This is a genomic window from Actinomadura fibrosa (assembly GCF_900659615.1).
Lineage (GTDB): Bacteria > Actinomycetota > Actinomycetes > Streptosporangiales > Streptosporangiaceae > Spirillospora > Spirillospora fibrosa.
The window spans coordinates 33,214-56,558 of record NZ_CAACUY010000043.1 but is presented as its reverse complement, the minus strand read 5'-3'; the positions used below and the strand labels follow the sequence as shown (position 1 = coordinate 56,558).

Genomic DNA, 23,345 nt, shown 5'->3' with positions numbered 1-23,345 from the left:
AGGGCAGGCGGTCGCGCAGCGCCACGGCCAGCGCGGCCGCGGCGGCGTCCCCGGCGCCCGTCGGATTGCCGTCGACCGTCTCGGACGGGACGGCCTCGAAGCGGCCCTCGGGCGTCACGGCGACCAGCCCGCCGGCGCCCCGCGACACGACGAGCGCACCGCGTCCGGGCGCCGCGAGGGGGAGGCCCGCCGCCGCAAGCTCGGCGGCGTTCGGCTTCAGCACGTCGGGACCGGCGGCGGCCGCGGCGCGCAGCACGGCCCCGGCCGCGTCCACCAGCACCTTCGCGCTCTGAGCCCGCGCCAGCCGCGTCAGGACGGCGTACGCATCCTCCGGCAGACCTGGGGGCAGACTCCCCGACAGGACCACGACCTCCGCTTCGGCGGCGCGCGCGCTGAACGCCTCCTGGAACGCCGCCCACTCCTCCGGACGGATCTCCGGGCCGCGCTCGTTGAACACGGTGGCGTCACTGTCGACGACCGTGACGGTGCGGCGCGTCTCCCCGGCGATCCGGACGAAAGCGTGCGGAACCTCCAGCGCGCCTTCGACCAGGGCCCCGGTCGCACCACCCATCAGCCCCGTCGCCAGGACCGGCTCACCGAGGGCGTGCAGGACGCGGGCGACGTTCAGCCCCTTGCCGCCCGGACGCTCCAGCACCGACCCGACGCGGTGCGACGCGTGCCGCGTGAGCCGGGGGACCCGGTAGGTCACGTCCCAGGCCGGGTTCAGGGTCACCGTGACGATCATCAGGACAGGATGATCGAGCGGGTCAGGTTGCGTGGCTCGTCCGGGTTCATCCCCTTGGCCTCGGCCATCGCCACCGCGAGCCGCTGGACGCGCACGAGATCGGCCAGCGCGTCCCGCTCCGACGCCTCGACCTGCGCCCCCGTCGTGCGCCGCACCTCGTCGGCCAGCCCGTCCGGCGGCGTCCCGAAGAACCAGACCAGGCTCCGCTCGTCGGTGATGCTGATCGGGCCGTGCCGGTACTCCATGGCCGGATAGGACTCCGTCCACGCGCCCGCGGCCTCCCGCACCTTCAGCGCCGCCTCGCTGGCGATCCCGTTCGTCCAGCCCGTCCCGAGGAACGTGACCTGGCCCCGCCCGGCGGCGCCCGCGGGCAGCGGCTCCGCGACCGCGGCGCGGCACTGGTCGACCAGGTCGGCGGGCAGCGCGCCGAGGTGCGCGCGCAGCAGCACGAGCGCGGACGTGGCGAACCGCGTCTGCACCACCGACCGCTCGTCGGCGAAGTCGAGCGCCGTCCACGCGTCGGCGACCTCCGTGATCGGCGTGTCCGCGCTGCCGATCACCGCCGCGGTGGGCAGGTCCGTCGCCCGCAGCAGGTCCAGGACCTCCGTCGTCGTGCCCGACCGGCAGATCGCCACGATCCGGTCGTAGGCGCGCGTGCGGGGGAACTCCGAGGCCGGGAAGGCGTCGCTCTCGCCCGCCCCGGACGCCTCGCGCAGCGCGGCGTACGCCTGCGCCATGAACAGCGAGGTGCCGCACCCGACGACCGCGATCCGCTCGCCCGGTGCGGGGAGCCCGTCCGCCGCGCCGGCCAGCTCGGCGGCGCGCCGCCAGCAGTCCGGCTGGGACGCGATCTCCGCACTAATGAACGACACCGCAGCTCCCAAATGCTCGTTTGTGCGCTTTATCCGCGTGTAACGTACAAGAGTGAGCACATCCGGGCAAGGGTCCGGGCCTCCATGACCGGACGGCACCCCCGGCCGCGGTCACGGCTTCGTCCCAGAAAGATCAGTTTCGTCAGTGTTCGTGGCCTCGATCACTGTTAGGTCGTGCTGAGCGGGTAGGGCTCAGCGCATACCGAGACGCGGAAGGGGACGATCACGTGAGCGGCCACGTTGAGGTCGAGCACAAGTACGAGATCGACGACGGCCATGCCCTCCCCGACCTGCGCGGCGTGCGCGGGCTGTCGGGCGTGGGCGAACCGGAGCGGCACACGCTGCTCGCCCGCTACTACGACACCGCGGACCTGCGGCTGGCGCGCCACGGCGTCACGCTGCGGCGCCGGACCGGCGGCAGCGACGAGGGATGGCATCTGAAACTGCCCGAGGCGAAGGGGCGGCGGCGCGAGCTGCGGCGGCCCGCGGGCGAGCCCACCGACGCGGTGCCGGACGACCTCGCCGAACTGGTCACCGCCTACGTCCGCGAGCGGCCCCTCGTCGCCGTCGTGGAACTGCGCACCGACCGCACCGAGCGCGCCCTGCTGACCGAGGGCGGCGCGGTCGCGGCGGAGCTCGCCGACGACCATGTGACCGGGATGCGCCTCGACCAGGACGGCGGAGGCGTCAGCACCTGGCGCGAGCTGGAGGTCGAGGAGATCGACGGCCCGCCCGAGGTCGCGGCCGCGGTCGGCGACGCCCTGCTCCGGTCGGGCGCGCGCCGCAGCAGCGCGCCGTCCAAGCTCGCGGTCGTGCTCGGCGACCAGACCGCCGGCGCCGAGCGGCCCGCCGAGGCCCGCACCGCCGCCGACGTCATCACCGGCTACGTCGGGACGCACACCGAGCGCATCCTCACCTACGACCCGCTGGTCCGGCTCGCCGACCACGACGACGACTCGGTCCACAAGATGCGCACCTCGATCCGCCGGATCCGGAGCGTCCTGCGCACCCACCGGCGGCTGCTGGACCGCGACGTGACCGACCCGCTGGACGCCGAGCTCAAGTGGCTCGCGGACGCGCTGGGCGAGGTCCGTGACCGGGAGGTGCTGGCGGCGCGCTTCCGCAGGCAGCTCGCCGACCTGCCGGCCGCGCCGTCCGGGCCGTCCGCGACGTCCGCGGCGACCATGGCGGACGACCCGGTCAGGCCGTCCGTGGCCGACGAGCCGAACTGGCTCGCCGCGCTCGCCGTCGAGGAGCGGACCGCCCGCGCCGAGCTCCGGGAGGTGCTCCGGTCGCCCCGCTACCTCGCCCTGCTCGACCGGCTCGACGCCCTGGTCGCCGAGCCCCCGGTCACCGAGAAGGCGTGGCGTCCGGCGCGCGGCCAGGAGCGCAAGGTCGTCGCGAAGGCGTGGGAGAAGATGATCAGCCGCTACCGGGACGCCGCGCACCTGCCCGAGGGACCCGAGCGGGACGCGGCGCTGCACCGCACCCGCAAGTCCGCCAAGCGGCTCCGCTACACCGCCGAGGCGGCGGCGCCCGTGCTGGGCAAGCAGGCCGACCGGATCGCCAAGCGCGCGAAGAAGGTCCAGGAGGTCCTGGGCGAGCACCAGGACAGGATCGTCGCGACCCGGCACCTCGCCGGAGCCGACCTCTCGTCCGCCTCCGCGGCCGACGGCTACGCGCTCGGCGCGATCACCGTCCTCCAGGACCGGCTGACCCCGCTCGACGACCTGCCCCGCACCTGGAAGAAGGCGGCCGACCCGAAACCCGTCAAGAAGCTCTGACGCGACCGCGAGCGCGCCCGCGACCGCGACCGCGCCGCGCCCGCGCCTCCGTCCTCGGGGGCGCGGGCGCTACCTGGCGGGGATGCGGACGCCCTTGCTGAGCGTCCGCTCGTGCAGGAGGACCGACGTCGGCTGCGACGCCGCGGGGACCTCGAAGACCAGCATCCCGGTGAACCTCTCGCCCGGGGACAGCACCTCGGACGCCTGGCTGTTGCGGCTGTCGGCCGTGGTGCCCTTCACCATCGTCCTCGGCGTGTACGAGGTGTCCCCGACGAATATCTTCTGGTGCTCCTCGGACAGCGTCCGGGTCTTCGGCCCCGCGTTGGTGACCGTGAACCGAACCCGGCAGAACTTGCCGCCGGTGTAGATCGTCATGCCGCGCACCGAGCCGCCGCAGGACACCGGCGACACCACGAACGTGAACTGGCCGTCCTTGATCGGCTTGTTCACCTCGCCCTGGACGGGCTTGAAGTACCGGTACGCGGTGATCCCGGCGACCACGGCCAGCGCGATCACCACGACGGCGGCGATCAGGCAGCCCAGGCACCCGCGGCCGCGCCGCCGCGTCGGCGCGGCCGGACCCGGGGCCATCGGCGGGCCCACCCAAGGCCGGGGCCCGGGAGGCGGCGTCGCCGGACGCAGCTCAGGAGGCAACGTCGTCGGCCTCGGCGGCGGTGTCGTCGGCCCCTGCCAGGGAGGCGGCGTGCTGGGGCCCTGCCGAGGAGGCGGCGTGCTGGGGCCCGGCCCGGGAGGCGGCGTGTTCGGGCCCGGTCCGGGAGGCGGCGTCTCGTACATCCGGGTCCCCGACCGCGTGCCCTGCGGCGGGGACGGCGGCACCCACGGCGGCGGCAGCGCCTCGGCCTGCCAGCTCCGCGTCAGCTCGGCGTCGACGGCGGCCTGCGCCGCGGTCGGCGACGCCTCCGCCGGGGCCGCGCCGCCGACCAGTTCGAGCAGCAGCTCCTGGGCGTCCGGGCGGCGCTCCGGATCGGGGTTCAAGGCGCGCTCGACCAGGCCTCGGAGCGGCTCGCCCAGGCCGTCGAGATCGTGCTCGCCGTTCTCGGCCCGGGCCGCCATCGTCAGCACCGTGCCCGTGCCGTGCGGGTGGCGGCCCGTCCCGGCGAAGGCCACGAGGCAGCCCCACGCGAAGACGTCCGCCGCCGTCGACACCTCGCCGCGCAGCACCTGCTCGGGCGCCATCCACCCCGGCGTCCCGACGACGAAGCCCGCCTGCGTGTGCCCCGACGCCGCGCCGGCGACCCGCGCGATCCCGAAGTCGATCACCCTGGGACCGGACACCGACAGCAGCACGTTCGGCGGCTTGAGGTCCCGGTGCACCAGCCCCGCGGCGTGGATCGCGGTCAGCGCCGCCGCGACCCCCACCGCGACGCCGTTCAGCGTGCCGTCGGGCAGCGCGCCCCGCGCCTCGATGTAGGCGTCCAGCGGCGTCCCGTCCACGTACTCGGTGACCAGGTACGGCCGCCCGTCCTCCGCGCCGCTGTCCAGCACCTTCGCGGTGCAGAACGAGGCCACCCGCCGCGCGTGGCCGACCTCGTCCCGGAACCGCGCCCGGAACCCCTCGTCGGCCGCCAGCTCCGCCCGGATCACCTTGATCGCGACATACCGCCCGGCGCCGTCCCGGCCCAGGTAGACGGCCCCCATGCCGCCCTCGCCCAGGCGGCCGACCAGCTCGTACTCGCCGATGGCGGACGGGTCGCCGGGACGGAGCGCCTCGGCTCCGCTGGGCAGCTCCGTACGCCTCGTCTGCTCCTGCACCGGGCGAACCCTTCTCTACCCACGCCTACCCGCACGTTCTCGATACGGCCTGCGGGCAAACCGTATCGCTCACCCGCCGCCGTACGGGCGCGTGATGATTTCAAGGAAGTGCCCACTGGGCTCCTCCCAGTAGACGCCCCGTCCACCGTCATTGTTGTTGATCTCGCCCTGCCGCTTCTGCATCGGATCCGCCCAGTACGGCAGCCCGCGCCCGCGGATCCGGTCGAAGATCTCGTCGAACTCGTCCTCGGACACGAGGAACGCGTAGTGCTGCGGCCTGACCGGCCCGTGGTCGTCGGCGAAGTCGAGCGAGACGTCGTTGTCGACCTGCACGACCAGAAACGGCCCGAACGGGACGGGATCACCCAGGCCGAGCATCTCGGACAGGAACGTCGCCGACTCGTGCTTGTCGCGGACGTTCACGATGGTGTGGTTCAACCGGACCGGCATCGGAACTCCCCACTGGCTCGAAGCCCCGCGGCGCGGGGCCCTCACCCCCGACGCTACGCACCGAACACCGCTCCGCGAAGATTCCGCGCCTCGTGTGTAATCCGATGGCGCCTTCTCCGACTTCTTGGCGTATCTGCCCCGAGAAGAGAGGAGGTGGCGTGGACGAGCGAGAAGCCCGGTTCACCCGCCTCTACGAGAGCCACTACCGCAGCGTCTTCGGCTACGTGGTGCTGCGGACGGGCGTGTCCGCCGCCGAGGACGTCACCGGCGAGGTGTTCACCGTCGCCTGGCAGAAGATCGACGAGGTCCCCGAGCGGGCGCTGCCATGGCTGCTCGGCGTCGCCCGGAACCTCGTCCGCCGGACCCACGACGCCACCGGACGGACCCGCCACCTCGTCGACCGGCTCGCGGACCTGACCACCGACGCCGACCGGCACGCCTGGGACGCCGCCGACCACGTCGTCGCCCGCGACCAGGCGCTCGCCGCCCTGCGCGCCCTGTCCCCGAAGGAGGCCGAGGCCGTCACGCTCACCGCCTGGTACGGCCTGGACCCCGCCGAGGCCGCCCGCGTCGCCGGCTGCTCCCGGACGGCCCTCGTCGTCCGCCTGCACCGGGGACGCCGCCGCCTGGCCCGAGCCCTCCACCCGTCCCGCGAACCCGGCGCCGAGGCGTCCGACCGCGCACCGCGCCCCCGAGCCATCCCGGAGAAGCCGTGAAGCACAGCGAACTCGACGACGTCCTCACCGCCCTGAAGCCCGCGACGATCGACGACCTCGCCGACGCCGCCCGCGCCCGGCACCCGGCCACGGAGATCGTCCGAGCGGCCCCCCGGCCGCCCCTCCACACCCGCCGCCGGAACCGGAAGCGGCCCATCCTGCTGCTGGCCGCCACCGGCGCGGCGACAGCGGTGGCGGTCACGGCGGTCCTGGCGTCCGGGACACTGTCCGGCGGACGGCCGAAGTCCCACGACCGCGCCGCGCCGCCCCCTGACACGCGGACATTCCTGCTGGCCAGCGCCGAGACGATCGCCAAGCAGCCCGCGTCCAAGGGGAACTGCTGGTACTCACGGACCCGCATGTGGCAGGACTTCCTCCCCTACAAGAAGGCCCACGGCGTCCCGATCCCCAAGACCGGGCCGAAGGCGTACAAGGCGCGAACCGCCAGCAGCACCGAGGAGTGGGCCTGCACCCTGCCGGGCGGCACCGGCATGCGGTTCCGCACGCACCTGCCACTGGACGTCAAGGTCACGTTCCCCACCAAGAAGGACGAGGCGGCCTGGCGCGCGGCGGGCTCCCCGCCCCTCGACGTCAACGGCGGCACCACCGCGACCAAGCCGTTCACCACGACCTACGACAAAGGCTCGCACCTCGTGAACCCCCTCATCGGCTCCCATGAGATCGAATGGCGGACGCTGCCGAAGCTCCCCGCGACCGAACGCGCCCTGGAAACGCACCTGCGGAAACTGTGGAAGGAGGACCTCGCGGGCGGCGCGCACGGCTACCGCGCCCCCGCCGACTTCTGCCAGTACGTCTTCGTCAGCGCCTGGGACCTGTTCATGTCCCCGACCACCCCCGGCACGCGCGCGGCCCTCTACCGCATCCTCGCGGGCTGCCCCTCGGTCCGCGTCACCGGCAAGGTCAAGGACCGCGAAGGCAGGCCGGGTGTGGCCATCGCCGCCGGGGACGTCCGGCTCGTCGTGGACCCGGCGACCGCCCAGCTCCTCGTGTTCGAGCAGGACACCGGCCCCACCGCCACCGAATACCTCGCCTTCGAACGCCAAGGCTGGGTGAACAAACTGGGCGCCCTCCCCACCCCCTGACGACGACCACCCCGTCCCAGCACCGGCCCGGCGCGTCCACCCAAGACGCGCCGGGCCACAACCACAGAGGAAAGCTCGGCAGCACCGCCCGCACGCAGTGCTACGCACACGGAGCACGCGTTACCGGGTGCGCGCCCCACGCGTCTCTACCGATGGGACGACGGGATGACGCCCGCTGACGCCGTCCGGGAAGGTCCGAGCAGACGAAGAGGTGCGGGGCAGAACGAGATAGGTCAAGGCGAGGCCCACCAGACTCAAGGTCGCCCCGACCAGACCGGCCCAGCGCAGCGCGCCCGCCGCGACGATGACACCGCCGATGGCCGAGCCTCCGGCCGCGCCGAGGTTGAACGCGCCGACGTTCGCCGCGACGGCAAGCGTGGGGGCATCACCGGCGTGGCGGAGGATCAGCCCCTGGAGCGGCGCGATGGTGGCCGTGGCCAGCAGCCCGAGCACCAGGACCGCCGCCATCGCGGACGGCTGCCAGAGAGCGGCGAACGGCATGAGGGCGAGCACCCCGACAAGCCCGCCGAACACCCCCCGAACGGTGGCGCTCAGGGACCTGTCGGCGAACCGTCCAGCGAAGAGATTGCCCACGAAACTGCCCGCCCCGTAGGCGAGCAGCAGCCCGGACACCGCCGCCGGGGAGAACCCCGACACCCGCGTCAGCAACGGGGTGATGTAGGTGAACACGGTCGCGACACCGGAGAAGCCGACCGCCGTCGTGACGATGGCCAGCAGGACCGGGCGGCGCGTCACGACCCGCACCTCGTCCCGCAGCCGCGTGGCCGGGGCCTGCTGCCTGGGCAGGACGGCCGCCAGCAGCACGACGCCCGCCAGCGCCAGCGCGGTCAGGACGGCGAACGGGGCGCGCCACCCGGCCCTCTCGCCCAGCAGCGCCCCCAGCGGCACGCCGAGCAGGGTCGCCACGGTGAAACCGGACGCGACCGTGGAGATCGCCGTGCCGGTCCTGTCCGGCGGGACCACGCTCGTGGCCATCACCATCGCCAGAGCCAGGAAGGCGGCATGGCTGAGCGACGAGACCAGACGTCCGATCAGCAGCAATTCGAACGAGGTCGCCGAGGCGCTGATCGCGCTGCCCGCCGCGAACAGCAGCATCAACCCCAACGCAAGCGCCTTGCGGGGCGTCCTCGCGGTCAGCGCGGCCACCAGCGGCCCGCCGACCACGACGCCCAGCGCGTAGACGGTGACGGCCTGTCCAGCCGTGCCTACCGAGACCCCCAGGTCCGCGCCGACCTGCGGCAGCAGCCCGGAGATCAGGTACTCCGACGTTCCGACGACGAAGACGCTCACGCACAGCACGGCGAGCGTAGTGAAGCCCTGTCTCATGACGAGGGACGCTAGAGTCTCACACGGATGTCAGAGTCAAGGCGTATCGACCGGGAGGGGCCCATGCGCATCGGCGAACTGTCGCGACGGACGGGTGTCCACGAACGCCTGCTGCGCTACTACGAAGAGCAGGGCCTGCTTCATCCCCGCCGACGTCCGAGCGGCTACCGGGAGTACAGCGACTCGGACATCGACACCGTCCGCCGCATCCGCAGCCTCCTGGCCGCCGGCCTGAACACGTCCACCATTGCCACGATCCTTCCCTGCCTGCGCGACGACGGCGACCGCCTGGTTCCCACCTGCTCGGACCTGCTCGCCGACCTCCATCGGGAACGTGCCAGGATCACCCGCTCGATCACCGACCTCCAGACGTCCCTGGGCGCCCTGGACGAAGTCATCGCGGCGGCCCCGCCCGACGTCACCCGCCGAGCGTTGACCGTCCTGAACGACTGAGCGCACTCACGCGCGCAGGCGAGCCCACACCCACTTGCCGCCGACGGCGGGATCCGGCGTGACGCCGCACGCGCTGGCCAGGCACTGAACCAGATGCAGCCCCCGTCCACCGTTGTCATCGAGGTCGTCGCCGCAGAGGTCGTCCAGAGTGAGTTCGACGATCGGCCTGACCTGCGGCAGGCGAGGGCTTGAGTCCCAGACGGCGACGATGACCCCGGCCGCCTCCCGGCTCACCTGGAGGACGATCTCCTTCCTGGGCGTTTCGGTGATGGCATTCGTGACCAATTCAGCGACGACAAGAAGTGCGTCGTCAATGATGGCGAAATAGTCCCATTTGCGCAGGCGCCCGTCCGTCAGGCTCCGCGCCATGCCCGCCGTCGCCGGAGTCGCGAGCATCGGAATGATCAAATCTCCCGTCATCGCCGCCCTCGTTCTGTTCTCGTCTGGATTACCGATTCCCTGGCACACGTTCGTTCGCATGCCTTACGGTTCGCCTGTAGTTCCAAGAACGGAAAACAGAAGGAGACGTCATGCCGATCGTCCGGGAACCCCTCGACCCGAAGATCTCGATGTGGCACTTCCTGGCTTTCTTCATGCGCTTCTGGCGCGAGCGCATGGGGATGTCGCTGACGCAGTGTGGCCAGGTCATCGGCTGTCAGCGATCCACTGTTTCCAACTTCGAGTCCGGACGGCGCCGTCCGCACGACGACCACATGCGCCTGCTCGACAAGCACTACGGAACAGGCGTGCTATTTCAGGTCATGCTCTGGTTCGCCCGAATGGCCCACGACCCCGACTGGGGCCGCCAACTCATCAAGTACGAAGAACAGGCCATCGCGATCAGGAGCTACCACGGTCACAGCATCCCGAGGCAATTCCAGACTGAGGACTACATCCGCGCGCTGGTGGAGGCGGGGTCGGCTGAAGATGTTCAAGCGGAGGTTGCCGAGCGTCTCGCTCGGCAACGGAAACTCCGCGAACGTGAGAGGCTGCCGTTCACCATCTTGATCATGGATGAGAGCGTGCTCGGATCATGTGTCGGTGGGGCGGATGTCATGAGGGCGCAGCTCGTTCAGCTACGGCAGGCCATGGACCTTCCGAACGTCATCATCCGTTTCGTTCGATCGTCCGCTGGTGCGCACGAAGGCTTCGACGGTCCCTTCCAGATCATCGGCTTGGAGAGCCGGGATGTCGCCTATGCGGGGGCTCAGAACGGCGGACGACTGATCGAAGGACCATGGAAAGTCAGGGAAATGTGGTCTAGATTCGACCGTATAGGCGCGAAGGCTCTCCCGGAGGACGCTTCGCGAGCCCTCGTTGAACAGTACTTGGAGCAGCACACATGATCGTGCAGTGGCGCAAGAGTACGCACAGCGGTGGTGTCAACGACCAACACTGCGTTGAGCTGGGACGTCTTCCGCGAGGAATCGGTATCCGCGACTCCAAGAACACGAGCGGTGGGCACCTTCACCTCAGCGTGGCGGAGTTCTCGTCCCTCGTGAATCGGATCAAGGAGACGCCGGAGCGTTAGCTATGTCCATCTGCTGGCGCAAGAGTTCGCATAGCGGCGGTGCGAACGATGAGCACTGCGTTGAGGTGGGACGGTTCGCGCGGGCGATCGCCGTCCGTGATTCCAAGGATCCGGGCGGTGGACACCTCATCATGAGTGCCGCGGAGTTCGCTGCGCTCGTGGTCCGAGCCAAGCATGAACGTAGAGGCGACCATGCCCGTTGAGTGGCGCAAGAGCTCCTACAGCGGCGGTGTCAGTGATGAGCACTGCGTTGAGGTGGGGCGGCTCGCGCGGGCGATCGGCGTTCGCGATTCCAAGGACGTGGGCGGCGGGCATCTCCACCTGAGTGCGGCGGAGTTCTCTTCCCTGGTGGCCCGAATCAAAGAGGGGGCGGAGCGGTAGCGACTGGCCGCGTGGGTGCGGTGGGGCTGCCGTCGGGCGAAGAGGGCTCGGAGAGGGGTCAGGGGTGGAGGGATGGGTGTTCCCATAGGTGGGTGAGGGTGGCGGCGCCTTTGAGGAGCATGTCGATGCGGATGCTCTCGTCGGTGTCGTGCCAGTTGTCCTCGGGCAGGCCGGTGCCGAAGAAGATGACCGGGGCGTCCAGGGCGCCGGACAGCAGTGCGGCGGGGGCGGCGCCGGCGTTGCGCATGTGTCCGACCTCGTCGCCGAAGCCCGCGCGCATGGCCTCGGTCAGGGCGGTCAGGGCGGGATGCCCGGACGGGGTGACGTAGGGGTTCTGGCCGGTCTCCTCCGGGATGCTGAGCTGGTAGTCGACCGCGTCGCTGATCTGGTCGGCCACCCAGCGGCGCAACTGCTCGGCGACCTGGTCGACGCGCTGGTCCGGGACGGTCCGGACCGTGATCGAGGCGGTCGCGACCGCAGGAATCGCGCCGCGCGAGGGCCCTTCCGGATCACCGGAGGCCATCGACAGCACCTCCGCGACCGGACGCGCGTAGATCCGCTCGGGGACGGTGTAGCCCGGCTCGCCGACGACGGTGCGGGTATGGGAGCGCTGTCGCCAGTCCTCGTCGTCGTAGGGGAGGGCGCGCAGCTGCCGGCGTTCGGTGTCGGAGAGTTCGACGACGGAGTCGTAGAAGCCGGGGACGGCGACCCGGCCGTCGTCGTCGTGGAGCCGCGCCAGGAGGCGGCACATCTCCGACAGCGGGTTGACGGTCGCTCCGGCCACGGCGCCGCTGTGGATGTCGTGCCCGGGACCGTAGATCTCCAGGTCCGCCTGGACGGATCCGCGCACCCCGTGGCAGACGGCGGGGTGCTCGGCCGACCACAGCATCGTGTCGGACACCATGATCAGGTCGGTGCCGGTGAAGCGGTCGCGGTGCTCGTCCAGGAAGGCGGCGAGGTGCGGTGAGCCGATCTCCTCCTCGCCCTCGACGAGCACCTTGAGGTTGAGCTCGGGCGTCCCGGACCGTTGCAGGTGTGCTCGCAGGCCCCACAGGTGCGCGATGATCTGGCCTTTGGCGTCGGAGGCGCCGCGGCCGAACAGCCGTCCGTCGCGCAGGGCCGGGTCGAACGGCGGCGTCTGCTCCCAGATCTCGTCCTTGGCGGGACGGACGTCGTGGTGGCTGTAGACCAGCACGGTCGGCGCCTCCGGGCGCGTGCACCATTCGGCGTACACCGTGGGGCTCCCGTCCGCCGACAGGACCTCCGCGGTGGGGAATCCGACCTCGCGGAGCGCGCCGGCCAGCCAGTTCGCCGACCTGATCAGATCGGCGCGGCGCTCGGGGAGCCCGGACACCGAACGGAGCCTGACCCACCCGGCGAGGGCGGCGATCACGTCGTCACGGTGCGCGGCCAGGTACTCGGCCACTTCGGCGGCCCGCGCCGGGGACACGGTCTGCGCTCGGTCCTCGGACGGGTGCGTCATGGGGTTCCTCGGTCCTAGATCGGGTCGTGTCGCTGGACGGTGTGGTCGGCCAGGAGGGCGCGGACGTCCTGGAGGCGGTGGTGGTGCTGGAAGGCGCGCCGCTGTACGACGGCGCCGTTGCCGTGGTCCAGGATGCGGGCGAGCCGGGCGGCGACCGCGGCCAGCTCGCCGGTCCGGGCCAGTGCGGGGCGGACGTGGTCGAGCAGGTGGTGCAGCAGCCGTCCGGCCGGGACGCACCGTCCGGTCGCCAGGTCGATCCCGCTGCCCGCGATGCCGTCGTGCGCGGCCCGCCAGTAGGCGGCGCGCAGGGCCTCGCCGCTGACCCGGGGGGCCGCGACGCCGCGCCGGTCCGCCTCGATCGCGGTCATGACCAGGGCGCGGACGAGCACGGCCAGCAGCACCGTCTCGTCCACCGTGGCGGGCACGTCGCTGACGCGGACCTCGACGGTGGGCAGGTGCGAGGAGACCCGGACGTCCCAGTAGACCATCGCGCGGTCCAGCACCGCGCCGCTGCCGATCATCATGTCGACGACCGCGTCGTAGTGGTCCGGGGAGGTGAAGTACGGCGGGGCGCCGCCGCAGGGCCAGCGGCCGCACAGGATCGACCGCCAGCTGGCGTAGCCGGTGTCGCCGCCCTGGTAGATCGGCGAGTTGGCGGTCAGCGCGAGCAGCACCGGCAGCCAGGGCCGCAGGTGGTTGCAGACCTGCACGGCCGTCCGCCGGTCCGGTACGCCGACGTGCACGTGGCTCCCGCACACGCCGTACTGCGCGGCCAGCGCCCCGTAGTCGCGGCTGATGCGCTCGTAGCGGGACGACTCCGTGATCGGCAGCTCGCCGGGGCCGGCCAGCGGGACCCCGGCGGCCAGGAGCTGCCCGCCCGAGCAGGCCGCCGCCGTGGCGGCGGCCGACCGGGCGGCCAGCAGATGCTCCCGCACGTCCGCGAGGCCGTGGCAGATCGGGGTGTTGCTCTCCACCTGGACCTGCGTCACCTCCAGTTGCAGGACGACCCCCAGCCGCCGCGCGGCCCGCACGACGGCGTCGGCCTTGGCCACCGGGACGCCGGTCACCGGATCGGCGATGAAGAACTCCTCCTCCACGCCGATCGTCGCCGGCTCGGCCCCGCGCAGGTCGAGCGGGCGGTGGAGATCGAGGTCGACCATGTCGCCTCCTGCCGGTGACCTGCGAAGCGGACCCTGGGACGTCACCGATGAGCCCGCCTACAAACCGGCCTTTTACGACAAAGAGGACAAAATCACCCACCTATTGGGCTGGGACGCGCCGGACCGGCCGCCGGCGGCGGAGGCGCCCGCTCCGGTTCAGGAGGCGGTGTGCTGGGCGCGGATGGCGGCGGCGCCGGACTCGGCGAGCCAGTCGGCGAGGGTGCGGAGCCCGGGGTGGATGACGCGCAGCGCCTCGATGTCGGCGTGCCAGCGGAGGCCGTCCTGCCAGCGCTTGCGTATCTCGGCGAACCTCGGGCCCAGCGCGGCGACCTCGGCGTCGGTGAGCTGCTCGTACCGCACGGGGATCCCGGTGGCCTCGCTGATCGCGGCGGCGGCCTCGACCGGGGTCGGTTCGTCGCCGGCGAGCTCCAGGGTCCGTCCGGCGAAGCGGGCCGGGTCCGCGAACGCGAGCGCGGCGAACTCGGCGATGTCCTCGACGGCGATGACCTGCATGGGCTGGTCCGGGGTGAAGATGTGCCGATGGACGCCGCGGGCGATGCCGTCGACGCCGATGGGCGTGCTGCCTAGATAGTTGGTCATGAACCGGACCGGGCGCAGCACGGTGGGCTGTGCGACGCGGTCGCGCAGGTACTCCTCGATCAGCGCCTTCCCCGCCCAGAACGACGCCGAGCCCGAGGTCGAGGCGACGGTGCTGAAGACGACCTGCCCGACGTCCGCCGAGACCGCCGCGTCGATGAGCGCGCGCCCGCGTGCCGCTTCGAGATCCGTCTCGGGCCCGGCGGGTCCGAAGGCGACCGGAGGCACCCCGAACACGCCAGCGACGCCGTCGAGCGCGGGAGCCAGGCTCGCAGGATCGTCGAAATCGCCCTGGACGAGCTCGGCGCCCGCAGTGGCCAGCGCTGCGGCGGCGGGCGCGGCCGGATCGCGCACCAGGGCGCGCACCGGCCGTCCTTCGGCGAGCAGGCGCCGGGCCGTGGCGCCGCCCTGCCTGCCGGTGGCGCCGGTGACGAGGATCGGGGAGTCGGACGCGCCTGATGTCATGGTGCCTCTTCCGGATGCGTGGGGGATACTCAAGGTGATCCGGAATGCTCCACCCGCTTCACTGCCGCGGACAAGGATTTCGTGACATGGCAGCACCACCGACGCCCGTTCCCACCGGGCGCGCCGACGCCCGCCGCAACCGCGAGATCGTGCTCCGCACGGCGATGCGCCTGTTCGCCGAACAGGGGCTGGAGGTGTCGCTCGGCACGATCGCGCAGCACGCCGGAGTCGGCGCCGGAACCGTCTACCGGCACTTCCCGACCAAGGGGATCCTGATCGAGGCGGTCCTCGCCGAGCACCTCGCGGACCTGGTGGCCGCCGCCGACCGCTGGGCCGCCCGCGCCGCGCCCGGCGACGCGCTGTTCGGGTTCCTGCTCGAAGTGATCGAGGACTCCGCGGGCCGCCAGCCGTTCTGCGACGCCCTCACCGCCGACCGGGGCTGGCCGCGCGCCGTCCTGGCCGCCGCGTCGCAGCGGCTGCACCGGGCCCTGGAGCGCCTCCTCGACGACGCCAGGCAGGCCGGGGCGATCCGCGCCGACCTGCGCGCCGAGGACCTGACCGCGCTGACCTTCGGCGGCGCCGCCCTGCGCTCGGTCCACCGCGACCCGGCACGCGGCTCGCGCCTGATGCGGATGCTGCTGGACGGGCTGCGCCCCCATCCCGTCACGGAACCCGACTCCTTTCGTGACGGGAGCGCCGTCCCGCGTCACGAAAGCACCGTCCCGACGTACTGCGAGGAGTGCGGAACGCGCCTGCACGTCCGCCCGACCGGCCGTCCGCCCCGCTACTGCGGACCGACCTGCCGCCAACGAGCCCACCGCCGCCGCCCCACCCCTCGCCAAGCACCAGAGAACGCCCGCGGCGGGCAAGAAAGCTCAAGCAGCTAGGCCCGGATGTATCGGTTGGAGCCCCGCCGGGGGACGCGACCGGTGCCCTGACACTCCCGGCAGTCCCTAGGATTCGGCGGCGTCCTGTGCCGCTTGCGCGCTTGATCGCGCTTCTTGACGCACCTGCAACGCTTCGTCACCGGGCGAGTGGCGTTGCGCCAGAGACCCCAAGCAATGAGCGCACTGAGGATAAGCCCGGTGACAAGGCCACAAGCATAGGCCGCCGGATGGGCGAAGGACTCCTGTAGGAAGCTCATGGTCCTACCTCGCGGATCGCCGGGGGCTGCCGTGACGGGGCCCGCTGCGTTCGAGGATCCGGGACGTGCGGCGGGTGCGCTGCGTCAGGCGGCACAGATCCGGACGCCTCGTCGAATCGGCGGCGGTCAGGAGTCGGCGAGGGCCGGAAAGGTCAGCGTGACGCCCTCGGAGATCCTTATGACTGCACGGTCATAGGTAGTGCAGTAGTTCGGCGGGGGAAATACGGGACCCGTCCCTACGCTCACGCGAATGAAGCGGCGGCCTGTTGTCTTTGGCGGGGTTCGCGGGGAGCCGGTGGCGCGTCAAGGATAGTCGGTCCATCTCGGAATGATCGGATGCGGGGAATGGATATCCGCTGGTGGCCAGTGTCGGACGGGGGGTGGGGGATCGTCGGTGTGGGTGGATACCGTCGAAGTCTGCTGATCATCTTGTGCGAGGACCAGGCGGGGGCATGGACGAACAGGTCGATCAGGCGCGCCGGCGGTTGGCGGCGCTGCGTGCGGGGGGCGGGGAGCGAAGATCGCCGGACGGGACCGTGCCCGTTCGGGCCGTCGCGGTGTCCGAGGACGAGCGCGTCCGGGTGACCGCCGCCGATCGGCGGGTCGAGGGCATCGAGGTCGACGCCCGGGTGCTGCGGCTCCCGCTCGACGAGGTGGCGGAGCTGCTTCTGCACACCGTCAACGGCGCGCTGGAGCGGGCGCGGCCCGCGGCGGCCGTGCCCGACGTCCCGCGTGTGGACGTGGACGAGGTCCGGCAGGCGCTCGACCGGGCGCTGGACGAGGGCCTTGTCGGGATGCGGAGGATGACGGCGTCCCTGGGGGAGGCCGTCGCGCAGATCAACCGGCGTGCGAACATGCGCGGTTCGTTCGAGCCGCCGGATCTGGAGTCGCTGGCCGAGCGGACGCGGGCCGTGCTGGACGCGGCGCGGGGCGGGCGGCCGGACGGGCAGGACGGGCAGGCCGAGGCGTCGGCGGCGGACGGCCGCGTCCGTGTGACCGTGTCGTGGGACGGGCGGGTCGTGCGGCTCGTCCTGGAGAGCGGCATCGGTGTCGTCGATGTCACCGATGGTCTGCGGGTGGCGGTGAACGAGGCGCTCGGTGAGGCCGAGGGAATGGCGCGGAGGGCTGTGGAGCCTTCGCCGGAATTCGCCGAGGACGTAAGGGCCGTCCAGGAGAGCGGGGTCCGGATGCTCCGCGATTACGCGGCGTCCCTTCAGGATCTGATGAACAGCGCTGAGCCGAAGTAGGCACGGAGAAGTCATGGCACCGGAACTGAAGGTCGACCACCAGCAGATGTTGAAGACCGGTCGGAGCCTCGGGGAGGCGGCCCAGGGGGTGAAAGCCCATTGGGAGCAGTTCCAGGCGGAGTTGGAGTCGTTCGGGCAGCCCTGGGGGCAGGACGATGTCGGTTCGCTGATCGGCGGCTGCTACCAGGCGATTTTCGAGTATTTCCAGGAGTGCCTGGGGGAGAACGCCGACGCGGTCGGTGAGCACGCCGCGGGCGTCCAGGAGATGGCGCACGGCTACCGTGAGGCCGAGGACACGTCGCATCTGGAGGTCAACCGCGTCAGGGACGTCCTCTGATGGGGCTGCAACTGCCCGGGGAACTGCGTTCGCTGCTGTCGATGCTCGGCTACACGTGGCCGGAGGCCGACGAGACGAAGCTGCTCGACATGGGGCAGGCGTGGCTGCGGTTCGCGGGGACGCTCGGGGAGCCGGTCGCGGACGCCCACGGCCACGCCCAGCAGGTGTGGACGGGGGTCCAGGCGGACGGGGTCACCGCGTTCCAGCGGGAGTGGACGGACCGCGAGGCGCCGCACGCCAACCTGGAGGACGCGCGGACGGCGGGCCAGCTCATCGGCGCGGGGCTGATGGTGTGCGCGGCGATCGTCCTGGCCCTGAAGATCAACACGATCGTGCAGCTCGCGATCCTGGCGGCGGAGATCGCGCAGGCGATCGCCACGGCGCCGGCGACGTTCGGCGCGTCCCTCGCCGAGATCCCGATCTTCAAGGAGATCACCGGTCTGATCGTCGACCAGCTGATCGACCTGGCCCTCAACGCGATCCTCAACGACTAGGCGGCGCGATGGGGCACGGACGGGGCGGCGGGGGCGCGGGCGGGGCCGCGGGCGGCGTGATCGGACGGGCCGCGGCGCGGTTCCTGCGGCGCCCGCGCGGGCATCTGCCGCGGGGGTCCCGTCGCGGCGGGCTCGGCGGTGCGACGCCCAAGGTGCCGAACAGCCCGCGGGACATCCAGAACCGGTGGGGCATCCGGCGCAAGGACCAGAAGAAGTTCCAGGAGTACGCCGACCGCAGGAAGCTCCAGATCGACGTGCGGCCGGTGAACCCCGAGTCGCTGAAGCATCTGCGGCACGGGAACGCCATTCCGAAGCCGCAGTTCGTCAAGTCGAAGACCATCAACGAGTACGACGTGATGCTGAAGCCGGGCCTCAAGGGCAAGGAGGGCCAGGTGGGGTACTTCAAGCCCGACCCGCCGCCGAAGGTGAAGCCGGACGGCATGTCCGACAAGGACTGGGACGGGCTCAACGACCGCTACCGGCAGCGGTACAAGGAGTACTACGACCAGCAGGGCGCCATGGAGGAGTACGGGCGGAAGGGGAAGCTGCACGTCGACGAGGACGGCGTGGTCCGGGGCATCGACCCGAAGGACGGCCAGACCAAGCCGTTCGCGGGCGACAACGACCTCTACGACATCCGGCACCATCCGAGCGGCGAGCGGCTGACGCCCGAGGAGTACGACCGCACGATCCAGGAGATGATGGACAACGACATGGGCGTCAACCATGGCGCGCACAAGTACTGGGTGCCGGAGAACGACGTCAACCAGGGCATCTGGGACAAGATCGAATACAATCACTCACCGGCGAACCCGAACATGGAGCCCGTCGTGCGCTTCACCCCGGGAGGCCCGGTGTCCTTGGCCCGTGGAGACGGAGTACCCCTATGAGCGGTCCTTTGGACGCCGAGCAGCTCGCCCTCCGCGCCGAGCTGCTCGACCTCGGCGGCCGCTGGAAGGAGCGCGCCGAGCGCCTCGACGAGGACGCGGAGAACGTCGAGTCCGCGGAGCTCGACCGGGCGCTCGCCGAGGCCCGCGAGCACCGCAACGAGCTGACGGACCGCTACCGGGCGTGGCTGCCCGACGTCCCGCTGACCCGCGACCCGCACACCGGTACCGCGGTGGAGTGGCCGATGGACCCGGTCGACCTCGACGGCTGGTACTGGAACTACGAGGCGCCGGTCCGCCGCCGCCCGGCCGCGCTGCCCCGCACGTGGCTGACGCTGACCGGCGCGATGCGGATCGCCGATCCCGTGACGTACACGCCGTTCATGTGCCAGCCCGGGCCCGGCGCCCCGTACGTCGTCCCGCGGATCCTGGAGTCGCCGGACGTCCGCGCCGTCATCTCCGAGGTGCCCGTCGGCCGTCACACGGGCTGGGCCATCGCCTACTTCGGCCCGCGTCCGGGCGTGCGGCTGGAGAACGTCTGGGGCACCCAGCAGTACGACGTCTACGACGAGCGGGGCGACTGGAAGGGCTGGGCCGACAACATCCCCTGGCCCGCCGACTGGGACTTCGACCTCCAGCCGTGGCTGGCCTCGGGCCGCCTGCTGTGGATCGCCCCCGGCGACCCGACGCTCACCCTCCGGCAAGGCCCGGAGTCGTGTCCGTACGTCGGCATCAAGGGCCCGCACGACCTCGCCTACATCAGGAAAGGCACTCTCGCCTACCACTGAGGGCCCCGCGGGGGTCGTCGCGGGCCGTCCGTCGCCGGGTCCGGGCGACGGAAGACGGAACCGGTGTTCGGCGAAGTATGGGTGATCTGGCCGAACACCCGAAAGGTTCCGCGATGACAGGACGAGCACGTGACCGCCGAGTTGGGTGAGCCGCCCACCGACGTCGACATCGTCACCGGCTTCCGGCGGGACCCGGAGCGGTTCACCGATGTCTACGACCGGTACTTCCGAGACGTCTACCGCTACGTCGCCGGCCGGCTGGACGCCCAGGCGGCGGAGGACATCGCCGCCGAGACGTTCTGCCTGGCGTTCAGGGGACGCGACGGTTTCGACCCCCAGCGGGGCGGCCTGCGCCCCTGGCTGTTCGGGATCGCCACCAAGCTGCTCGCGCAGCACCGCCGCAAGGAGGCGCGCCGCCTCAGGGCGCTGGCGCGGACGGGCGGCGACCCCTCCGCGGCCGACAGCCATGAGGACCGCGTCGTCACCGAGGTGGCGGCGTGGCGCATGCGGCCCCAGCTCGCCAAGGCGCTGACCGCGCTGTCCCCGGGCGAACGCGACGTGGTGCTGCTCGTCGCGGTGGCCGAGCTGAGCTACGACGAGGTCGCGGACGCGCTCGGGATCTCCCAGGGCACGGTGGGCTCGCGCCTCTCCCGCGCCCGCAGGAAGCTGCACGACGTGATCAAGCCGGAGGCGTTCCATGGATGAACTGACGATGCTCGGCACCGCGCTGGCCGGGCCCGAACCGTCGCCCGACACCGTCGACCGCGGCAGGCACCGGCTCCAGAACACGATGCGGGGCGGCCCCGCGAGGAAGGCCCGCGGGAGGCGCTGGATCGCGGCCGGGGCGGGGCTCACGGCCGTGGCGGGCGCGGCGGCCGTCGCGGCCGTGGTCGTCTCCGACCCGTCCGCGCCCGAGCAGGGGAAGGAGCAGGTCCTGTCCGGGCAGCAGGTCATGCTCGCCGCGGCGACCACGGCGGAGGCGCAGCCCGTGACCGTCGGAACGTACTGGCACACCAAGACCGTCTCCCAGCTCGGCAAGGTCACCGACGTCAGCGAGACGTGGATCCGGCGCGACGGCCGCACGTGGATCAGCGCCGCGCCCGGCCTGGTCAGCCCGGTCGAGAAGCGCCCGCTGATCAGCGGGACGAGCCTCGACATCAAGGGCGTCCAGCAGCTGCCGACCGACCCCGGCCGGCTCAAGGCCGCGCTGCTCGCGCGTTCCCGGGCCGCGCGCACCGAACCGCAGATCACCGCCGTCAACCTGCTCCAGCAGGTGATCGCCGAGACGCCCGCCCCGCCGAAGGTCCGCGCGGCGGCCTACCGGGCGCTCGCGGCGCTGCCCCATGTCGCCAACCTCGGCAGGACGGCGGGCGGGTACCGGCTCAAGATCTCCTACATGGGCGCCGGCGGGCACGTGGACGGGACCGAGACGATCGTCGTCGACACCAAGAGCGCGCGGCTGCGCGTCGAGGGATGGGCCGGTTTCGGGGACGGCGGCCTCCCCGTCGGCCCCTCGCAGACGACCTCCGGCTGGACGGACCGGATCCCGGGCCGCCTCGTCCCGTGGAGCGAGCAGATCCCCTTCATCGAGAAGGAGAACAAGCAGCTCGGGTCGCAGGGCCACTGACCCGCAGCGACGCGGCGAAAGCGGTCTTCCCCGGTGCCGGCCGGAGCAGCTCGAACCGCTCCGGCCGGCACGGGGGCACCTGGGGGGACCGCGGCCGCGCTGGGCCGCCGCCGATGTGCCGGTGTCAGGCGGGCTGGACGCCCGGGCGGCGGTCCTCCACGACGAACGAGGCGCGCGTGGAGACGGGCGCATTCGGCTTCTGGACGTAGGGCATCACGCGGAAGTCGCTCTGCCAGCGCTCGTGGTCGACGTTGACCCGCACGTAGCCGCGCTGGGAGTTGAAGAACTTCATGTGCGGGTTGGCCTTCAGGAACGTCTGGCCGTCGGCCGTCATGTCGGCGCCGTCGCCGCCGCTGGTCACGGACGTCCCGACGAACTCGCTCGCGACCGTCGGCGAGTCCGGCCGCTCGAAGTCGCGCTTCAGGTCGCACGCGTAGTTCTGGTGCCGGTCGCCGGTGATGACGACGAGGTTGCGGACGCCGCGGTCCTGCGCCGCGCCGAGCACCGCGGCGCGGTCGGCGGCGTAGCCGTCCCACGGGTCCATCCACAGGTTCTTGCCGGGCCCCGGGTCCCAGTCCGTCTCCGTCATCGGCGCCTGGTTGCCGAGGACGTGCCAGCGGGACCCGGACGAGCGGAAGCCGTCCAGCAGCCATTCCCGCTGGCGGTCGCCGAGGATCGTGCGGTCCGGATCGAGCCGCTCGTCGCAACCCGCGATCGGGCCGAGCTTGCCGCACGCCTGCGTGTCCCGGTACAGCCTCGTGTCGATCATGGTGAAGGTCGCGAGCCGCCCATACGACAGGCGCCGGTGCAGGTGCATGCTCGGGCCGGACGGGAGCTGGGCGCGGCGCAGCGGCAGGTTCTCGTAGAACGCCTGGAACGCGGCGGCCTTGCGGGCGGCGAACGCCTCGGGCGACGGGTTCGGGTTGCGACCGAGGATCACTGTGTCGCCAGCCCAGTCGTTGACGACCTCGTGGTCGTCCAGTGTCACGATCCACGGGAAGAGGGCGTGGGCCTTCTGCAAGGGCGCCTCCGACTTGTAGAACGAGTACTGGAGCCGGTAGCGGGCGAGGTCGAACGCCTCGGTGCCGACCTGCGGCGGCACCGGCACGCCGCGCCGGTTGGACGCCGTGATCTCGTACTCGTAGATGTAGTCGCCGAGGTGGACGACCAGCTCGATGTCCTCGTTCGCGATGTGGTCGTAGGCGGTGAAGTACCCGTCCTGCCAGGCCTGGCAGGACGCGAACGCGAAGCTGAGGCTGCGCGGGTTGGACGTGCGCGCCGGCATCGTCCTCGTGCGGCCGACGGGGGAGATCTGGCCGCCCGCGCGGAACCGGTAGAAGTACTCGCGGCCGGGCTGGAGCCCGTGGATCTCCGGGTGCACCGAGTGCGCGAGCTGCGGCGTCGCGACGGCGGCGCCGCGGCGGACGACGTGGCGGAACCGCTCGTCCCGCGCGACCTCGTACTCGACCTTGACCGGCCGGTCCGGCATGCCGCCCCGGCCGTCGGCCGCGAGCGGGTCGGGCGCCAGCCGCGTCCAGAGGACGAAGCCGTCCGGCGCGGGATCGCCCGAGGCGATCCCGAGGGTGAACAGCCTCCCGCTCTCGGCGAAGGCGCGGATGCCGGGCGCGCCCCAGGCGCCGGTGCCGAGCACCACCGCGGTGGCCGTCGCCCCGCCGAAGCCGAGGAACCTGCGCCGGGACACCCGCGGCGCGCGAGCTGAGCCCATGGGGACCTCCTGTCCATGATCGACCGGCGGTCAGCAAACCATCGGAACGGGCCACTCGTCGATAAACAGGGCGTGATATTCACATGTCTAAGTGTTACTCACATCGTTAAACACGTGAAGAAGTGCGGGGATCTGATGGTGATGCCGGAGATCGCGGTGTCAAGGCGAGGCGGCGACGGTGCCCAGGGCGACGGCTCCCACCTGCCCGCCTGACCTCAGCGAACGCCGCGCCGGC

At 71.9% G+C, this 23,345-nt stretch carries 26 protein-coding genes; 16 read left to right on the top strand and 10 right to left on the bottom strand.

Features of this window, described 5'->3' with window-relative positions:
* Together E1300_RS17565 and E1300_RS17560 are read right to left on the bottom strand one after the other, a co-directional pair.
* A partial coding sequence (locus E1300_RS17565; RefSeq protein WP_131758088.1) for a 1-phosphofructokinase family hexose kinase occupies positions 1-745 on the bottom strand: 745 nt, incomplete at its 3' end.
* The gene (locus tag E1300_RS17560) at positions 745-1,617 is read right to left on the bottom strand and encodes an SIS domain-containing protein (RefSeq protein WP_131758087.1); all 873 of its coding nucleotides are present in this window, start codon (positions 1,615-1,617) and stop codon (positions 745-747) included. The genes E1300_RS17560 and E1300_RS17565, both read right to left, overlap by 1 nt.
* Before the next feature lie 227 nt (positions 1,618-1,844).
* Between E1300_RS17560 and E1300_RS17555 the strand changes: the two genes are divergently transcribed.
* Positions 1,845-3,401 carry a CYTH and CHAD domain-containing protein gene (locus E1300_RS17555; protein WP_131758086.1) on the top strand — a complete coding sequence of 519 codons (1,557 nt, stop codon included), beginning with the start codon at positions 1,845-1,847 and terminating at the stop codon, positions 3,399-3,401.
* Between the two features lie 69 nt (positions 3,402-3,470).
* Here the strand turns inward: E1300_RS17555 and E1300_RS53450 are convergent, their stop codons facing one another.
* Positions 3,471-5,174, bottom strand: a complete 1,704-nt coding sequence (locus E1300_RS53450) for a serine/threonine-protein kinase (protein WP_131758085.1) — start codon at positions 5,172-5,174, stop codon at positions 3,471-3,473.
* Positions 5,175-5,243: 69 nt separating this feature from the next.
* The gene (locus E1300_RS17545) at positions 5,244-5,624 is read right to left on the bottom strand and encodes a VOC family protein (protein ID WP_131758084.1); all 381 of its coding nucleotides are present in this window, start codon (positions 5,622-5,624) and stop codon (positions 5,244-5,246) included.
* Between the two features lie 158 nt (positions 5,625-5,782).
* Here E1300_RS17545 and E1300_RS17540 point away from each other — a divergent pair, with 158 nt between their 5' ends.
* Positions 5,783-6,340: an RNA polymerase sigma factor gene (locus tag E1300_RS17540; protein WP_165502882.1), complete on the top strand. Its 558-nt coding sequence runs from the start codon at positions 5,783-5,785 to the stop codon at positions 6,338-6,340.
* Positions 6,337-7,443, top strand: a complete 1,107-nt coding sequence (locus E1300_RS17535; RefSeq protein ID WP_131758082.1) for a CU044_5270 family protein — start codon at positions 6,337-6,339, stop codon at positions 7,441-7,443. Before E1300_RS17540 ends, E1300_RS17535 begins: the two co-directional genes overlap by 4 nt.
* A gap of 120 nt (positions 7,444-7,563) precedes the next feature.
* Here the strand turns inward: E1300_RS17535 and E1300_RS17530 are convergent, their stop codons facing one another.
* The gene (locus E1300_RS17530; protein ID WP_131758081.1) at positions 7,564-8,790 is read right to left on the bottom strand and encodes an MFS transporter; all 1,227 of its coding nucleotides are present in this window, start codon (positions 8,788-8,790) and stop codon (positions 7,564-7,566) included.
* A gap of 63 nt (positions 8,791-8,853) precedes the next feature.
* Between E1300_RS17530 and E1300_RS17525 the strand changes: the two genes are divergently transcribed.
* Positions 8,854-9,243: a MerR family transcriptional regulator gene (locus E1300_RS17525; protein ID WP_131758080.1), complete on the top strand. Its 390-nt coding sequence runs from the start codon at positions 8,854-8,856 to the stop codon at positions 9,241-9,243.
* A gap of 6 nt (positions 9,244-9,249) precedes the next feature.
* Here the strand turns inward: E1300_RS17525 and E1300_RS17520 are convergent, their stop codons facing one another.
* Positions 9,250-9,663 carry an ATP-binding protein gene (locus E1300_RS17520; RefSeq protein ID WP_165502881.1) on the bottom strand — a complete coding sequence of 138 codons (414 nt, stop codon included), beginning with the start codon at positions 9,661-9,663 and terminating at the stop codon, positions 9,250-9,252.
* A gap of 110 nt (positions 9,664-9,773) precedes the next feature.
* Between E1300_RS17520 and E1300_RS17515 the strand changes: the two genes are divergently transcribed.
* From E1300_RS17515 to E1300_RS17500, 4 genes are read left to right on the top strand one after another with little or no spacing between them, the layout of a single operon-like run.
* Entirely contained in the window at positions 9,774-10,589 is an 816-nt protein-coding gene (locus E1300_RS17515) for a helix-turn-helix domain-containing protein (protein WP_131758078.1), read from the top strand.
* Positions 10,586-10,774, top strand: a complete 189-nt coding sequence (locus E1300_RS17510) for a DUF397 domain-containing protein (protein WP_131758077.1) — start codon at positions 10,586-10,588, stop codon at positions 10,772-10,774. Before E1300_RS17515 ends, E1300_RS17510 begins: the two co-directional genes overlap by 4 nt.
* Positions 10,775-10,776: 2 nt before the next feature.
* Positions 10,777-10,977 carry a DUF397 domain-containing protein gene (locus E1300_RS17505; protein ID WP_131758076.1) on the top strand — a complete coding sequence of 67 codons (201 nt, stop codon included), beginning with the start codon at positions 10,777-10,779 and terminating at the stop codon, positions 10,975-10,977.
* Positions 10,949-11,155, top strand: coding sequence for a DUF397 domain-containing protein (locus E1300_RS17500; RefSeq protein WP_242619206.1), 207 nt, complete (start codon positions 10,949-10,951; stop codon positions 11,153-11,155). The genes E1300_RS17505 and E1300_RS17500 overlap by 29 nt, the downstream gene beginning before the upstream one ends.
* 58 nt (positions 11,156-11,213) lie before the next feature.
* Here E1300_RS17500 and E1300_RS17495 read toward each other — a convergent pair whose 3' ends face one another.
* From E1300_RS17495 to E1300_RS17485, 3 genes are all read right to left on the bottom strand, one after another.
* Positions 11,214-12,638 carry a M20/M25/M40 family metallo-hydrolase gene (locus E1300_RS17495; protein ID WP_165502880.1) on the bottom strand — a complete coding sequence of 475 codons (1,425 nt, stop codon included), beginning with the start codon at positions 12,636-12,638 and terminating at the stop codon, positions 11,214-11,216.
* A 14-nt stretch (positions 12,639-12,652) separates the two neighbouring features.
* Positions 12,653-13,798 (bottom strand): carboxylate-amine ligase, encoded by a 1,146-nt coding sequence (locus E1300_RS17490; protein ID WP_131758074.1) that lies wholly within the window; start codon positions 13,796-13,798, stop codon positions 12,653-12,655.
* A 156-nt stretch (positions 13,799-13,954) separates the two neighbouring features.
* Entirely contained in the window at positions 13,955-14,860 is a 906-nt protein-coding gene (locus E1300_RS17485; RefSeq protein WP_131758073.1) for an NmrA/HSCARG family protein, read from the bottom strand.
* Between the two features lie 86 nt (positions 14,861-14,946).
* On the opposite strand from E1300_RS17485, the gene E1300_RS17480 reads away from it, so the two are divergent.
* From E1300_RS17480 to E1300_RS17445, 8 genes are all read left to right on the top strand, one after another.
* Positions 14,947-15,747: a TetR/AcrR family transcriptional regulator gene (locus E1300_RS17480; RefSeq protein ID WP_131758072.1), complete on the top strand. Its 801-nt coding sequence runs from the start codon at positions 14,947-14,949 to the stop codon at positions 15,745-15,747.
* 793 nt (positions 15,748-16,540) lie between these two features.
* Positions 16,541-17,251 (top strand): hypothetical protein, encoded by a 711-nt coding sequence (locus tag E1300_RS17475; RefSeq protein WP_131758071.1) that lies wholly within the window; start codon positions 16,541-16,543, stop codon positions 17,249-17,251.
* Positions 17,252-17,264: 13 nt separating this feature from the next.
* Positions 17,265-17,588, top strand: coding sequence for a hypothetical protein (locus E1300_RS17470; RefSeq protein WP_131758070.1), 324 nt, complete (start codon positions 17,265-17,267; stop codon positions 17,586-17,588).
* On the top strand, positions 17,588-18,082 hold the full coding sequence (locus E1300_RS17465) for a WXG100-like domain-containing protein (RefSeq protein WP_131758069.1): 495 nt from the start codon (positions 17,588-17,590) through the stop codon (positions 18,080-18,082). Before E1300_RS17470 ends, E1300_RS17465 begins: the two co-directional genes overlap by 1 nt.
* A gap of 8 nt (positions 18,083-18,090) precedes the next feature.
* A complete protein-coding gene (locus E1300_RS17460) occupies positions 18,091-18,972 on the top strand; it encodes a hypothetical protein (RefSeq protein ID WP_131758068.1) in 882 nt (293 codons plus the stop codon).
* Positions 18,969-19,757 carry a hypothetical protein gene (locus E1300_RS17455; protein WP_131758067.1) on the top strand — a complete coding sequence of 263 codons (789 nt, stop codon included), beginning with the start codon at positions 18,969-18,971 and terminating at the stop codon, positions 19,755-19,757. Before E1300_RS17460 ends, E1300_RS17455 begins: the two co-directional genes overlap by 4 nt.
* Positions 19,758-19,886: 129 nt before the next feature.
* The gene (locus E1300_RS17450) at positions 19,887-20,462 is read left to right on the top strand and encodes an RNA polymerase sigma factor (protein WP_131758066.1); all 576 of its coding nucleotides are present in this window, start codon (positions 19,887-19,889) and stop codon (positions 20,460-20,462) included.
* The gene (locus E1300_RS17445; protein WP_131758065.1) at positions 20,455-21,384 is read left to right on the top strand and encodes a CU044_5270 family protein; all 930 of its coding nucleotides are present in this window, start codon (positions 20,455-20,457) and stop codon (positions 21,382-21,384) included. Before E1300_RS17450 ends, E1300_RS17445 begins: the two co-directional genes overlap by 8 nt.
* 124 nt (positions 21,385-21,508) lie before the next feature.
* On the opposite strand, the gene E1300_RS17440 is transcribed toward E1300_RS17445, so the two are convergent.
* On the bottom strand, positions 21,509-23,110 hold the full coding sequence (locus tag E1300_RS17440) for an alkaline phosphatase D family protein (protein WP_131758064.1): 1,602 nt from the start codon (positions 23,108-23,110) through the stop codon (positions 21,509-21,511).
* Between the last annotated feature and the right edge of the window lie 235 nt (positions 23,111-23,345).

What these genes read in the sequence shown, in the direction of transcription:
- E1300_RS17495 (WP_165502880.1), bottom strand. Translation starts at nt 12,638, where the DNA reads ATGACGCACCCGTCCGAGGACCGAGCGCAGACCGTGTCCCCGGCGCGG.
- E1300_RS17530 (WP_131758081.1), bottom strand. Translation starts at nt 8,790, where the DNA reads ATGAGACAGGGCTTCACTACGCTCGCCGTGCTGTGCGTGAGCGTCTTC.
- E1300_RS17490 (WP_131758074.1), bottom strand. Translation starts at nt 13,798, where the DNA reads ATGGTCGACCTCGATCTCCACCGCCCGCTCGACCTGCGCGGGGCCGAG.
- E1300_RS17505 (WP_131758076.1), top strand. Translation starts at nt 10,777, where the DNA reads ATGTCCATCTGCTGGCGCAAGAGTTCGCATAGCGGCGGTGCGAACGAT.
- E1300_RS17515 (WP_131758078.1), top strand. Translation starts at nt 9,774, where the DNA reads ATGCCGATCGTCCGGGAACCCCTCGACCCGAAGATCTCGATGTGGCAC.
- E1300_RS17485 (WP_131758073.1), bottom strand. Translation starts at nt 14,860, where the DNA reads ATGACATCAGGCGCGTCCGACTCCCCGATCCTCGTCACCGGCGCCACC.
- E1300_RS17465 (WP_131758069.1), top strand. Translation starts at nt 17,588, where the DNA reads ATGGGGCTGCAACTGCCCGGGGAACTGCGTTCGCTGCTGTCGATGCTC.
- E1300_RS17455 (WP_131758067.1), top strand. Translation starts at nt 18,969, where the DNA reads ATGAGCGGTCCTTTGGACGCCGAGCAGCTCGCCCTCCGCGCCGAGCTG.
- E1300_RS17470 (WP_131758070.1), top strand. Translation starts at nt 17,265, where the DNA reads ATGGCACCGGAACTGAAGGTCGACCACCAGCAGATGTTGAAGACCGGT.
- E1300_RS17460 (WP_131758068.1), top strand. Translation starts at nt 18,091, where the DNA reads ATGGGGCACGGACGGGGCGGCGGGGGCGCGGGCGGGGCCGCGGGCGGC.
- E1300_RS17500 (WP_242619206.1), top strand. Translation starts at nt 10,949, where the DNA reads ATGAACGTAGAGGCGACCATGCCCGTTGAGTGGCGCAAGAGCTCCTAC.
- E1300_RS17440 (WP_131758064.1), bottom strand. Translation starts at nt 23,110, where the DNA reads ATGGGCTCAGCTCGCGCGCCGCGGGTGTCCCGGCGCAGGTTCCTCGGC.
- E1300_RS17545 (WP_131758084.1), bottom strand. Translation starts at nt 5,624, where the DNA reads ATGCCGGTCCGGTTGAACCACACCATCGTGAACGTCCGCGACAAGCAC.
- E1300_RS17480 (WP_131758072.1), top strand. Translation starts at nt 14,947, where the DNA reads ATGGCAGCACCACCGACGCCCGTTCCCACCGGGCGCGCCGACGCCCGC.
- E1300_RS17445 (WP_131758065.1), top strand. Translation starts at nt 20,455, where the DNA reads ATGGATGAACTGACGATGCTCGGCACCGCGCTGGCCGGGCCCGAACCG.
- E1300_RS17525 (WP_131758080.1), top strand. Translation starts at nt 8,854, where the DNA reads ATGCGCATCGGCGAACTGTCGCGACGGACGGGTGTCCACGAACGCCTG.
- E1300_RS17510 (WP_131758077.1), top strand. Translation starts at nt 10,586, where the DNA reads ATGATCGTGCAGTGGCGCAAGAGTACGCACAGCGGTGGTGTCAACGAC.
- E1300_RS17520 (WP_165502881.1), bottom strand. Translation starts at nt 9,663, where the DNA reads ATGACGGGAGATTTGATCATTCCGATGCTCGCGACTCCGGCGACGGCG.